This is a genomic window from Dactylosporangium sp. McL0621 (assembly GCF_049995355.1).
Lineage (GTDB): Bacteria > Actinomycetota > Actinomycetes > Mycobacteriales > Micromonosporaceae > Dactylosporangium.
In genome coordinates this window covers 813113-825793 of record NZ_CP188259.1, presented here as the reverse complement: position 1 = coordinate 825793, position 12681 = coordinate 813113, and the positions used below count along the sequence as shown (strand labels likewise).

General features: G+C 71.4%; 11 protein-coding genes and 1 pseudogene. 5 read left to right on the top strand and 7 right to left on the bottom strand.

All coding sequences use genetic code 11. The features are described from left to right. Positions 1 to 18: 18 nt before the first annotated feature. The gene (locus tag ACPPVO_RS03835; protein ID WP_426509905.1) at positions 19 to 744 is read right to left on the bottom strand and encodes a redox-sensing transcriptional repressor Rex; all 726 of its coding nucleotides are present in this window, start codon (positions 742 to 744) and stop codon (positions 19 to 21) included. A gap of 395 nt (positions 745 to 1139) precedes the next feature. On the opposite strand from ACPPVO_RS03835, the gene ACPPVO_RS03830 reads away from it, so the two are divergent. Then, on the top strand, positions 1140 to 2441 hold the full coding sequence (locus ACPPVO_RS03830) for a sensor histidine kinase (protein WP_426509904.1): 1302 nt from the start codon (positions 1140 to 1142) through the stop codon (positions 2439 to 2441). A gap of 68 nt (positions 2442 to 2509) precedes the next feature. Further along, the gene (locus tag ACPPVO_RS03825) at positions 2510 to 3154 is read left to right on the top strand and encodes a response regulator (protein ID WP_426509903.1); all 645 of its coding nucleotides are present in this window, start codon (positions 2510 to 2512) and stop codon (positions 3152 to 3154) included. Here the strand turns inward: ACPPVO_RS03825 and ACPPVO_RS03820 are convergent. The 3 genes from ACPPVO_RS03820 to ACPPVO_RS03810 are packed head-to-tail and all read right to left on the bottom strand — an operon-like array spanning position 3143 to position 5534. Then, positions 3143 to 3772, bottom strand: a complete 630-nt coding sequence (locus ACPPVO_RS03820) for an HAD family hydrolase (RefSeq protein ID WP_426509902.1) — start codon at positions 3770 to 3772, stop codon at positions 3143 to 3145. The genes ACPPVO_RS03825 and ACPPVO_RS03820 overlap by 12 nt on opposite strands. After that, the gene (locus ACPPVO_RS03815; RefSeq protein ID WP_426509901.1) at positions 3769 to 4017 is read right to left on the bottom strand and encodes a glutaredoxin family protein; all 249 of its coding nucleotides are present in this window, start codon (positions 4015 to 4017) and stop codon (positions 3769 to 3771) included. The genes ACPPVO_RS03820 and ACPPVO_RS03815 overlap by 4 nt, the downstream gene beginning before the upstream one ends. Beyond that, positions 4014 to 5534: an AMP-binding protein gene (locus ACPPVO_RS03810; protein ID WP_426509900.1), complete on the bottom strand. Its 1521-nt coding sequence runs from the start codon at positions 5532 to 5534 to the stop codon at positions 4014 to 4016. Before ACPPVO_RS03810 ends, ACPPVO_RS03815 begins: the two co-directional genes overlap by 4 nt. Positions 5535 to 6018: 484 nt before the next feature. On the opposite strand from ACPPVO_RS03810, the gene ACPPVO_RS03805 reads away from it, so the two are divergent. From ACPPVO_RS03805 to ACPPVO_RS03795, 3 genes and pseudogenes are all read left to right on the top strand, one after another. Beyond that, positions 6019 to 6939 carry a sigma-70 family RNA polymerase sigma factor gene (locus tag ACPPVO_RS03805; RefSeq protein WP_426509899.1) on the top strand — a complete coding sequence of 307 codons (921 nt, stop codon included), beginning with the start codon at positions 6019 to 6021 and terminating at the stop codon, positions 6937 to 6939. A 160-nt stretch (positions 6940 to 7099) separates the two neighbouring features. Then, positions 7100 to 7975 (top strand): annotated as a pseudogene (locus ACPPVO_RS03800) (DUF5667 domain-containing protein); the annotation flags it as partial. Between the two features lie 363 nt (positions 7976 to 8338). Then, complete coding sequence (locus ACPPVO_RS03795) at positions 8339 to 9241, top strand: HAD family hydrolase (protein ID WP_426509898.1); 903 nt, start codon at positions 8339 to 8341, stop codon at positions 9239 to 9241. 876 nt (positions 9242 to 10117) lie between these two features. Here the strand turns inward: ACPPVO_RS03795 and ACPPVO_RS03790 are convergent. The 3 genes from ACPPVO_RS03790 to ACPPVO_RS03780 form a co-directional block, all read right to left on the bottom strand. After that, positions 10118 to 10489, bottom strand: coding sequence for a hypothetical protein (locus ACPPVO_RS03790; RefSeq protein ID WP_426509897.1), 372 nt, complete (start codon positions 10487 to 10489; stop codon positions 10118 to 10120). Between the two features lie 213 nt (positions 10490 to 10702). Then, the gene (locus tag ACPPVO_RS03785) at positions 10703 to 11563 is read right to left on the bottom strand and encodes a lysophospholipid acyltransferase family protein (protein WP_426509896.1); all 861 of its coding nucleotides are present in this window, start codon (positions 11561 to 11563) and stop codon (positions 10703 to 10705) included. Next, positions 11560 to 12630, bottom strand: coding sequence for an NAD-dependent epimerase/dehydratase family protein (locus tag ACPPVO_RS03780; protein WP_426509895.1), 1071 nt, complete (start codon positions 12628 to 12630; stop codon positions 11560 to 11562). Before ACPPVO_RS03780 ends, ACPPVO_RS03785 begins: the two co-directional genes overlap by 4 nt. Positions 12631 to 12681: the final 51 nt, after the last annotated feature.

Genomic DNA, 12681 nt, shown 5'->3' with positions numbered 1-12681 from the left:
CGCTCCGCTGCGAACCGCTCACGACGCCACCTCTGCCTCGCCCCGCCCGGCCTTCGGCACCGGCGCCGGCAGTGCGGTGAGGGCCGACTTGCGGTGCTCGTGGAAGGACAGGATCTGCAACTCGATTGCCAGATCGACCTTACGCACGTCGACGCCCTCGGGAACGTTCAAGACGCAGGGCGCGAAGTTCAGGACGCTCCTCACACCGGCCGCCACCAGGCGGTCGGCCACGTGCTGGGCGGCGTGGGCGGGCGTGGCGATGACCGCGATCGAGATCTGCTCCTGCAGCACGACCTCGGGCAGCTCGTCGATGTGGCGCACGACGAGGCCGTTGATCTGCTCGCCGACGCGGCCGTGGTCGGCGTCGAAGAGGGCGGCGATGCGGAATCCGCGGCTGCCGAAGCCCGCGTAGCCCGCGAGGGCGTGACCGAGATTACCCACGCCGACGAGCGCGACGCCGCGGCGATGGGTCAGCCCGAGCACCTGCTCGATCTGGTCGATGAGCAGGGTCACGTCGTAGCCGACCCCGCGCGTGCCGGTGCGGCCCAGATGGGACAGGTCCTTGCGGAGCTTGGCGGAGTTGACCCCCGCGGCCGCGGCCAGACCCTCCGAGGAAACCGTGTCGTGCCCTTCCTCCGAGAGGTGGTGCAGGGCGCGCAGGTACTCCGGAAGCCTGGCGACGGTCGCCTCCGGAAGGTCCGGAAAGTCCGGTCCGTCCGTGGGGCCGGTGCGCTGCTGGCTCATGAGTCTCCGAGACGACGACGACGGTGTACGAGGCCGCTCGCAAGGGCGGTTACCGCCTGTGCTAGCGGGATTCGTCGTTGCAACAGAGTAGGCGCTTGTGAAGCCGTGCACAAATCGCGATCTTGAAGAGGCGGCGCCCACCACGTAGAGGTCAGCGCCCGCCCGTGCGGATCGCGCACGCGAGAAAAGCCCCCGCGGCACGTGGTGCCCCCTTTCTCCGACGCGGTCGGCAGCGGGCGGGCGCTGTCGCAAGTATCCGCACAATTGGGACAGTTGCCGCACCCAACACGCCTTATGTAGCGAGACTACACGTTTTTTCAGTAGGGCTGCCCCTACCATCAAGTGGCTGGACGGCGGGATGGGAGGCGGCGGTCGCGATGCCTAGCGTCGATGACATGACGACGACCATCACCCCGCTCGGCCCGGGCCGCGTTTCCCGCATCTTCCGCCAGCTGGGCATCGACACGCAGTACGTGCTGCTCGGCTTCCCCCTGTCGATCATCACCATCGTGCTGTGCCTGACGGGGTTCTCCCTCGGGGTCGGGCTGATGGTCCTCACGGTCGGCTTCCCGATCCTGTTCGCCACCGCGTTCCAGGCGCGCGGCTTCGCCACCCTGGAGCGCGCCCGGATCGGCCCGGTGCTGCACACCCACCTGCCACACCCGTACTACAAGAAGGCCGCGCCGGGCGCCGGCTTCTGGCGGCGCACCTTCGTCCCGCTCACCGACGGCCAGTCGTGGCTCGACCTGCTGCACGGCGTCTTCCGCTTCATCCCCAGCACGTTCGCCTTCGTGTTCGTGGTGACCTGGTGGGCCGGCGCGCTGGGCGGCCTGACCACGGTGCTGTGGGACTGGTCGATCCCGCGCGGGCCGGACAACACCGACCTGCCGCAGCTGCTCGGCCTCGGCAGCGGCACCGGGCTGCGCGTGCTCTTCTACACCGGCCTCGGCCTGGTGTTCGCCCTCACCCTGGTGCCCGTCGTGCGCGGCGTGGCCCTGCTCGAGGCGCTGTTCGCCCGCGCCCTGCTCAGCGGCGTCAACGAGCTGCGCGAGCGGGTCTACCAGGCCGAGCTCGGCCGGGACCGGGCCCGCGCCCAGACCACCGCCGCGGTCTCGGCCGAGGCGACCGCCCTGCGCCGGCTCGAGCGCGACATCCACGACGGCCCCCAGCAGCGGCTGGTCCGCCTGGCCATGGACCTCGGCCGGGCCGACCTGCAGTTCGACAACGACCCGGCGGCCGCCCGCGCCACCGTGGCCGAGGCCCTCGCGCAGACCCGCGAGACCCTGGAGGAGCTGCGCGCGCTGTCCCGCGGGATCGCCCCGCCGATCCTGGTCGACCGCGGGCTGCACGCCGCGCTGACCGCCCTGGCCGCCCGGTCGATCATCCCGGTCGACCTGGAGCTGCCGGAGGTCGGGCGGCTGGCCACCCACGTGGAGACGACCGCCTACTTCGTCGTGGCCGAGGCCCTCACCAACGTGGCCAAGCACTCCCACGCCAACGAGGTGAAGGTCACGTTGCAGCGCTCGGCCTACGGGATGCTCGTCACGATCGAGGACGACGGCGTGGGCGGCGCGAGCCTGGCCAAGGGGCACGGGCTGAGCGGGCTGGCCGATCGCGTGCGGGCCGCGGGCGGGGAGCTGACCGTGACCAGCCAGCTGGACGCCGGCACGAAACTCGTGGCAATCCTCCCGGTGTAGCTGCCCCCGGCGCCGGCGCGCGCCCCGGCGCTCCCTTCGGGAGCGCACAGAGCGCCTAGGATCACCGCGTGCGAGTAGTCGTTGCGGATGATGCGGTACTGCTGCGCGAGGGCCTGGTGCGCCTGCTCACCGAGAGCGGCCACCAGGTCCTCGCCGCCGTCGGGGACGGCCCCAGCCTGGTCGAGGCGGTCGTCGAACACCGGCCCGACGTGGCGATCGTCGACGTGCGGATGCCGCCGTCACACACCGACGAGGGGCTGCGCGCCGCGGTCGAGGCCCGGGCCCGGGTACCGAAGACGCCGATCCTCGTCCTGTCGCAGTACGTCGAGGTCTCCTACGCCGACGACCTGCTCGCGGACCGGGCCGGCGCGGTCGGGTACCTGCTGAAGGACCGCGTCTCCGAGGTCGCCGAGTTCCTCGACGCCATGCGGCGCGTCGCGGCCGGCGCGACCGTCCTCGACCCCGAGGTCGTCGGCCAGCTGCTGGTCCGCCGCCGGCGCGACGACCCGCTGCGCAGCCTCACCCCGCGGGAGCGCGAGGTGCTGGGCCTGATGGCCGAGGGGCGCTCGAACACCGCGATCGCCCGCAAGCTCGTCGTCACCGACGGCGCGGTCGAGAAGCACGTCAAGAACATCTTCACCAAGCTGGACCTGCCCCCGGACGACGAGCAGCACCGCCGGGTGCTGGCCGTCCTGACCTACCTACAGGGCTAGGTCGACGGCCTCCAGCAGCGAGTACGCCACCGGCAGCCCGGTCGCTTCGAGCAGCGCGGCGTCGGTGAAGCCGCCCGCGTAGAGCACCGCCGAGGCGCCCACCGCGCGCGCCGCGTCGCCGTCGTCCACCGAGTCGCCGATCAGCACCACGTTCGCGGGGTCCAGCTCCAGCGCCTTGAGGTGCCGCTCCAGGAAGGTGGCCTTGCGGTGGCCGCCGACGGTCCCCGGCAGCCCGTCGACGCGCACCAGGCGCGCGCTCAGCCCGTGCCGCTCGACCTCGACCAGCAGCTCATCGTGGAAGAACATCGACAGCAGGGACTGGGTGCCGGGCCACTTGCCCATGGCCGCCAGCGCGTCGGGGGCGAGCTGCACCTCGTCGATCCGGTCCCGGTACGCGTCGTGGAACGCGTCGTCGAGCAGCTGGAACTCCACCTCGTCGACCGGGCGCGCGAGCACGTGCGCGTAGTAGTCCAGGATCGGCCGGCGGAAGTCGCGGCGGTGGTCCTCCGCGGTGATCACCGGGCCCCCGACGGTGGCCAGGCACACATTCGTGGCGTCGACGACGAGCTTGAGGTCGTCGAGGAGAGTTCCGTTCCAGTCCCAGACCAGGTGCTTCACCCGGGTGAGGATAGCGCCAGATCGCGGAGCAGCCGCTCCTCCTCGACCCGCCAGTAGCCGTGCTCCTTGCCGTCGAGGAGGAGGACGGGAATGCGGAAGCCGTACTCCTCCTCCAGCTCGTCCTCACCCTCGATGCTCACCTCGGTGAACCCCTCGCCGGTGGCGGCCTCGACCCGGGCCAGCGCCGCCTTGGCGTCCTCGCAGAGATGGCAGCCCGGCCGGGTGTACAGCGTCAGCCTGGTCATCGCAGCTCCCCCTTGCGCACCTTGCCGGTGGCCGAGTGCGGCAGCTCCGCGACGAACTCGACCGCGGTCGGGCACTTGAAGCGGGCCAGGTTGCGCTCGCAGTGGGCGATCAGCTCCTCGGCGGTGACCTGCGAGCCGGGGACGCGCACCACGAGGGCCTTGACGGTGCGGCCGGTGTACGGGTGCGGCACGCCCAGCACCGCGGCCTCAGCAACGGACTCGTGCGCGGCCAGGACGGACTCGACCTCGTGCGGGTACACGTTGAAGCCACTGACGAGGATCAGCTCCCCGAGCCGGTCCACGATGAACAGGTCGCCGTCCTCGTCCGCGTAGGCCACGTCGCCGGTCGCCCACCAGCCGTCCGCGCTGGGGCCGCCGGCGCCGTCGGGCCAGTACCCCCGGAACAGGTTGGACCCGCGCGCCACGATCTCGCCGGGGTCGCTGCTGCCGTCCTCGTCGTCGTCCAGCACGTCCTCGCCGGCCGCGTCGACCAGCCGCACCTCCACCCCCGGAATCGGCCGGCCGATGGCGCCCGGCTTGACCGAAGGGCTCGCGAGCGTGCTGGTGAGGACCGGCGCCGCCTCGGTGAGGCCATATCCCTGGTGTACCGGGCGCCCGGTCGCCTCCGCGAAGCGCCGCTCGGCCGCGGGGTCCAGCGGCGAGGCCCCGCACACCGCGAGCCGCACCCCGGACCAGGCCCGGGCGAGCCGCTCGCCCATGAGCGACCAGGCGATGAACATCGGCGGTACCCCGACCACCCCGGTCACGCCGTGGCGCTCGATCGCCTCCAGCGAGTCGGCCGGGTCGAAGCGCTCGACGAGCACGCCACAGGCGCCGTGGAAGGCGACCGCGCCGAGGCCGGAGTTGAGGCCGTACGCGTGGAACAGCGGCACGGCGAGCAGCAGCACGTCGTCGGGGGTCACCGGGGCCGGCTCCAGGCGCGCGAGCTGCTCGTGGTTGGCCAGCAGGGCGCGGTGCGGCAGCATGGCGCCCTTGGGCGCGCCGGCGGTGCCGGAGGTGTAGAGCAGCACGGCCAGGTCGTCGCCGCCGGCCGTGGGCGCCTGAGTGATCCCGGTGGGGGCACTGAGTAACCCGGCGAGGTTCTTGCCGAGCTGGTACCGCACCGCCGGCGCCGCCTCCCCGAGCGCCTCCAGCACCGGCCCGGTGGCGACCAGCACGGCCGCGCCGGAGTCGGACAGCACGTGGGTCAGCTCGCGCGCGGTGTAGGCGGGGTTGACGGGCACGGCGACCAGGCCGGCGCGCAGCACCCCGAAGAACACGGCGGCAAACTCGGGCACGTTGGGCAGCGCGATGGCGACGCGGGCGGGGCCGCGCTCGTCGGCCGGTATCCCCCGGGCCAGCAGGCCGGCGGCGACGGCGTCCACCTGGCGGTCGAGGTCGGCCCAGGTCAGCTCGGCATCGTGCGAGCGCAGGGCCGGGCGGTCGCCACCGGTCGCGGCGGCGCGCCGGACGACATCCGAGAAGTTGCCGACAGCTGAAATCGAAACTTCCTGCACGGTCGCCGAGTCTTGCACAGCGCCCCGCGCGGCATCGAGACCCACGGGTGATGACGGGGCATCTGGAAGATCACCCGTCACCAATCACCCTCTTCCATGCCATCGTGCCTGCGGCGCGACGAGCACTCGACGGCGTAACCGTGAGAGTCCCGACCCGCCGACTGAGTAAGAGACCACCCGAAAGTGTGCAACGGACGTGAGATGCCGGGGCGCACCGTGACCGTTTGCGTCCCGTTCCTCCGGTTTGGCGGCGTGCCGTACGGCGTGTCGCGACTAAGTGACGGACAGCATGTGCGCCGATCGCACACCGATCCGTGGAAAGAATGTGCCCTCACATGAAGAGCCGCCCACACGCGGGTGACGCCGGACCTATTGTCACCGAAGTCGACTCACCCCATTTGCTGCGAGTTGATACCCCTCACCCCGAGGAGGCCGAAGTGTTCGTGTTCGCGCCGAATAGCCCCAATGTCAGGGCTCGCGAAGCATGAGCGGTTACCTGCATGTGTTCGAGGCCGAGCACGAACTTACCGGTGGGCTGTCGATGCTGCGCGACTCGATGCGCGACATGTTCAGCACGGTGATCCGTGGTGAGGGAGGCAGCGTGCCGCGCACCCGTGGCCGCCCCCACACCAACGAGGCACCGGCGCGCTCTGGCCCGGCCCCGAACGCACGGCCCAACGCCGGGATGAACGGCAAGTCGTCCAACGCCGGCGCCGGAGTGCTGGGCGAGGAGACCGTGCCGATCCCGCAGGACGTGCTCGGCGGCGGCACGGACACGCTGACCGAGACCGGCCCGCGCGAGCTCGTACCGCCGCAGCCGAGGCGCCCCGAGCGCGGCGACCCGGCGTCGGAGGTCTGGGCGCTCATCGAGCGCGCCCAGGCCGGGGACGGTGCGGCATTCGGGCTCCTCTACGACCGGTACTTCGACACGGTCTTCCGGTTCGTGTACTTCCGCGTCGGCAACCGCCAGCTCGCCGAGGACCTGACCGCCGACACGTTCCTGCGTGCGCTCAAGCGCATCGGCAGCTTCACGTGGCAGGGTCGCGACCTCGGGGCCTGGCTGGTCACTATCGCGCGCAACCTCGTCGCCGACCACTTCAAGTCCGGCCGGTACCGGCTGGAGGTCACCACCGGTGACGTGCTCGACGCGGACCGGCCCGACCGGGGACCCGAGGGCAGCCCCGAGGCGGCCGTCATCGACCACATCACCAACGTGGACCTGCTCAAGGCGGTCAAGCAGCTCAACCCCGAGCAGCAGGAGTGCATCGTGCTGCGGTTCCTGCACGGGTTCTCCGTGGCCGAGACCGCACAGACCATGAACAAGAACGAGGGAGCCATCAAAGCGTTGCAGTACCGCGCGGTGCGTGCGCTCGCCCGGCTGCTCCCCGACGGATTCCAGCCGTGATCGCTGTCACCTCCGGTTGCAGTGCGCCCACAAGCGCCGTAACCAGCCTCCGCTCTGCACCGTTGGTCCTGATGCGACCGTCGGCATGGCGCACGGCGGACGCGGTGGCCCACCATCCCGCTGCCCTGCCGCGCCTGAGTGACGCGATCAGCGAAGGGGGGTGCCTCAGGTGATTGGCTCCGTCTTCCATCGTCGGCGGGCTGAGCGACTGGCTCAGCTTCTCGACGAGGCCAAAGGGGCCCGGCGACACCACACGAGGACCACGCTCGACGACTCCCTGACCGACCTTGTGTCGGTCGGACAGCGGCTCGGCGAGCTGCCGATCCGGGTGGAGGCGCAGCAGGAGTTCCGCGACGGTCTGCGGGCCATGCTCATGGCCACGATCGAGCGCGACGGCATCGGGGTGACCGCAAAGGTGACCGAGCCCGAGCCGACCCGCCGGACGGGCCTGCGCTCCCTGCGCCGGCCCGCAGGGAGCCGACCGGCCGTCAGCCGCCGGACGCGCACCCGGGGCGCCATCGTCGTCGGCCTGGCCGCCGGCACGCTGGCCCTGTCCGGCATGTCGGCCGCGAGCGGCGGCGCGATGCCCGGCGACGCGCTGTACTCCGTCAAGCGGTCGACCGAGAAGGCCCAGCTCGCGCTGGCCGGCTCGGACATCAGCCGCGGCCAGCTGTACCTCGAGTTCGCCCGTACGCGGCTCGACGAGGCCCAGGCGGTGAAGGACCCGACCGGGCTCTCCTCGGTGCTCGACGACATGGACAGCGAGACGCTCGAGGGCGTGCGACTGCTGACCGCGACCGCGGTCACCCGCAAGGACACCGCGGCGCTGGATGCGATCGACGGCTTCGTGACCAACCAGCGCGGCGCGGCCGAACGGCTCAAGACGGGCACGAGCGGCGACGCCCGCACCCGCGCAAGCAAGTCGGCCACCCTGCTCGACGAGATCGACCGCCGGTCCAAGGCCCTCCGGCCGCTGATCAAGTGCGGCTCGACGGCCGTGACGGCGCCGGACTCGCTCGGCCCGGTGCCGGTGAGCAGCGCGTGCCACCCGGCGAACAAGTCGGGCAACGTCACCAACGAGCAGCCCCCAAGCACCCCGGCGGCGAACAACTCCGGCAACGGTACCGGCGGGCCGTCCCCCGCCACCGTCCCGTCCGGCGCCGCCGTGGACACCACCGCGACCGAGTCGGCCCCGGCCGAACCACACGCGGACTCGGTGTCGGATCCGAGCCCGGCCCCGACGAAGTCGAAGAAGCGCGGCCGCGGCCCGCTCGACTGACTGCTGCACTGATTCAACGCGGCGACACTTGCACGACATGACAGGGTCCGGTGCACGTCATCGGGCCCTGTTGCTGTTCGGTGCTTGTACCGTTGGGTTCTTTCGAGGGGAGACACCGACGTGCCGATCCGTCCGTACGCGCTGCGCCGTCGCCGGCCGGCCGGCCGCATCGTGGTCTCCGCCGCCGGCTGGGCCGCGGCCGAGGTCGAGGCGGCCCTGGAGATCCCCGCCGACGCCGGCGCGGCCGCGTTCTTCGACGTGGACAACACCATGATGCAGGGCGCGTCGATCTACTACTTCGCCCGCGGCCTGGCCAAGCGCAAGTACTTCACGAGCCGCGACATCGCCCGGTTCGCCTACCACCAGGCCCGCTTCCGCCTCCTCGCCTCCGAGCACGCGGGCACCGTCTCCACCGCCAAGTCGACCGCGCTCGCCTTCATCGCCGGCTGGAAGGTCGAGGAGATGGAGCGCCTCTGCGAGGAGATCTTCGACGAGCTCATGGCCGACCGCATCTGGTCGGGCACCCTGGCCCTGGCCCAGCTCCACCTCGACGCCGGGCAGCGCGTGTGGCTCGTCACCGCCGCCCCCGTCGAGCTCGGCCGCATCATGGCCGCGCGGCTGGGCCTGACCGGCGCGATCGGCACCGTGGCGGAGGTCGAGGACGGCGTGTACACCGGCCGCCTGGTCGGCGACCTCATGCACGGCCCGGAGAAGGCCGCGGCGATCACGACCCTGGCCCGGGCCGAGCGCCTGGACCTGACCCGCTGCGCCGCCTACAGCGACTCGATCAACGACGCCCCGATGCTCTCGACCGTGGGCTACGCCGTGGCGGTGAACCCGGATTCGTCCCTGCGCCGCGAGGCACGCAAGCGCGGCTGGGAGATCCGCGACTTCCGCACCGGCCGCAAGGCCGCAAAGATCGCCATCCCCACGGCCTTGGCAACCGGCGTCGTAATCGGCGGCGTGGCGACCTTCACGGCGATGCGCAAGCGCCGGCGGCGGACTCCGGCTTCTTCGGACTGATCTGCGCTCGGGCTGGCCCCCGATAAGTCGGGCGCTCCGCCCGGCCCGGCCCCGATAAGTCGGGCGCTCCGCCCGGCCCGGCCCCGATAAGTCGGGCGCTCCGCCCGGCCCGGCCCCGATAAGTCGGGCGCTCCGCCCGGCCCGGCCCCGATAAGTCGGGCGCTCCGCCCGGCCCGGCCCCGATAAGTCGGGCGCTCCGCCCGGCCCGGCCCCGATAAGTCGGGCGCTCCGCCCGGCCCGGCCCCGATAAGTCGGGCGCTCCGCCCGGCCCGGCCCCGATAAGTCGGGCGCTCCGCGCCCGACTTATCGGATTTTTCGCCTGACGGGGTTTATGTCGGCTTACCTGGACTTTGGGGCTGCCAAACGACGCTCGGCCGATGGTGGCGGGAGCTTGCGCTCCCGCAACGTGTAAGCGTGGTCCCTGCTCGTTGTTGCGTACGGTTATTCCTCTTGGCCGTGGTTTGCCGGCGGGTTCGTGCGGGTCGTCATTCGGTGGTCCCGGATTTGTGCGCTATATGAAGTGGGGCAGCGGGTTTCTGCGTGGGTTGGGATAATTGTTTTGTGGTCGGGCAGATATCTTTGTTCAGTCGGGCGCAAGTGGCTGCTATGCGGGATCGGACTCGGGCGCGGAATTGGTCGCCTTCTCAGGATGCGTTTCGGCGGGAATGCAAGGAGCGTCGCTACTGGGGGCTGAAGCGGCGGTATGCGGAGAAGCTTCGGCGGGAATATGGCAGCGAGGCGGCTGGGTATGCGAGCTTCGCTCGGCGGGCGGCGGAGGCGAAGGCGAACTACGAGCAGCGGGCTGCGGCTGCCGTTGCGCCAGGCGGGTCGGTTCCGCCGGTTGAGCAGGCCGAATGCCCGGCTCCACCGGTTTCGTCAGTTGAGCAGGCCGTGGAGCAGCCAGTTGAGCAGGCCGTGGAGCAGCCCGTGGAGCGGCCAGTTGAGCAGGCCGTGGAGCAGCCAGTTGAGCAGGCCGTGGAGCAGCCCGTGGAGCGGCCAGTTGAGCAGGCCGTGGAGCAGCCCGTGGAGCGGCCAGTTGAGCAGGCCGTGGAGCAGCCAGTTGAGCAGGCCGTGGAGCAGCCCGTGGAGCGGCCAGTTGAGCAGGCCGTGGACCAGCCCGTGGAGCGGCCAGTTGAGGAGGCCGTGGACCAGCCCGTGGAGCGGCCAGTTGAGGAGGCCGTGGACCAGCCCGTGGAGCGGCCAGTTGAGCAGGCCGTGGACCAGCCCGTGGAGCAGCCAGTTCAGCAAGCCGTGGAGCAGGCCGACTCCGACACCGCGAGCGATCCCGCGCCGCAGCAGAGCGTGGACCGCGCCGAGCAGTCTGGCCCCAATCGGCCGCACCGTCGCGCACCGGCATCGCGATCGCGTCGGTCCGCCAATACCCGGAACAATCAACGACGGCCCGCACCGACCGATGAATTGTGCATTCCGTCAAGGCCACCCGCAAAATATGCGCGGGAGTCAGGCGGAAAAAGCGTCCGGGCGGCGGTCCAGGAGTTTGTACAGCGTCTGCTGAATCGTCTCGCGAACCTGGTCCGCGAGGTTGAAGACCACCATCGGGTCGTCGGCCGAGTCTACGTATTCCTCGGTCGGGATCGGCTCGCCGAACTCGATGAGCCATTTGCTCGGCAGCGGGACGAGGCCCAGCGGGCCCAGCCACGGGAAGGTCGGCGTGACCGGGAAGTACGGGGCGCCCAGGAGCCGGGCCAGCGGGCGGAGGTTCGCGATCATGGGGTAGATCTCCTCGGCCCCCACAATCGAGACTGGCACGATTGGGGTGCCTGTGCGCAGGGCCGCCGAGACGAAGCCGCCGCGGCCGAAGCGCTGTAATTTGTAGCGGTCCGCGAACGGCTTGCCGATGCCCTTGAAGCCCTCCGGGAAGACGCCCACGAGCTCGCCGTCGGCGAGTAGGCGCTCGGCGTCTGGGTTGCAGGCCAGCGTCGCGCCGGACTTGCGGGCCACCTCGGACAGGAACGGCATGCGGAAGACCAGGTCGGCGCCGAGCAGGCGTAGGTGACGGCGGGCCGCGGTCTCGTCGTGGACGGCTACCGAGAGCATCAGGGCGTCCAGCGCCACGGTGCCGGAGTGGTTCGCCACGACCAGCGCGGCGCCCTCCTTGGGCAGGTGTTCGGTGCCGGCGACCTCGGTGCGGAACCACTGGTTGTACAGCGGGCGCAGCAGCGGCAGGAAGACCCCGTCGGTGAGGTGGCGGTCGAAGCCGAAGCCGTCGATCTCGTACTCGCCGGTCAGCCGCTCACGCAGGAAGGCGAGCGCGCCGGCGACCCGATCGTCCCAGACGTCCGGGAGATTCGGGTCAGTCATTCGCCACGCTCCAATGCGGCCCGCGCCGCACGTGTCCTGCGGAAGCCGTCGAGCAGCGCCTGCTCGACGGAGCGAATCGTATCCGTGCGCAGCAGCTCGTTCGCGCGGCGGCTGCGTACGAACTCGTCGAACGCCTCCGCGGTCGTGCGCGGCGTGCAGCCGAACTCGCGGATCAGCTTCGTGGTGTCGACGACCCGGCCGTGTACGAACAGGTCGAGCTGGTCCAGGGACACCCCGGCGCGGCCGAGGCCGGCCAGGACGTTCAGGCCGGGCTCGAGCACCGGCATGGTGACGCGGCCCGCGCGGCGCACGGCCTGCGAGAGCGTCAGCGTTCCGGCGCCGGCCACGTTGTACGTGCCCGGATGGTCCTCGGTCACCGAGCGCACCAGCACGTCGAACGCGTCGTCGACGTGCAGGAACTGCAGGCGCGGGTCGCGGCCGAGCACCGTGGGCACGACCGGGCGGTCGAAGTACCGCGTCAGCCGCGTCTCCACCGCCGAGCCGATGAACGGCGCGAAGCGCAGCACCGTGGCCGCCACGTCGGGGCGGCGGCGACGGAAGCCGCGCACGTACCCCTCGATGTCGAGCACGTCCTTGGCGAACCCGCCGCGGGGCACCTCGCGCGGCTCGGTGTCCTCGGTGAAGATCGCCGGGTCACGGAACGAGGCCCCGTACGCCGCGGTCGACGAGCGCACGATCAGCTTCCGCAGCCGCGGCGCCTGCTGGCAGGCCGCGAGCAGCTGCATGGAGCCGATGACGTTGAGCTCCTTCATCGCCGCGCGGCCGCCGTGCTGGTCGGTCGCGGTGGCCACCGCGAGGTGGGCCACCGCCTCCACGCGGGCGTCGACCATCGCCCGCAGCACCCCGGGGGTGCGCAGGTCGAACTGCAGCACGTCGATCTTGGAACCGGCGCCGGACAGCACCTCGGCGAGGTCGCCGGTGGGTGCCGTGGTGTCGACGCCGACGACGCGTTCGATACGCGGGTCGGCGGCGAGCCGGGCGGCCAGATGCGCGCCGAGATGCCGGCTCACCCCGGTCACCAGTACGACGCTGGGTGACGCGGTCACGCGGCTCCGATCACAGCGAAGCGCACGCCCGTCACCCGGCTGGAGCCCGAT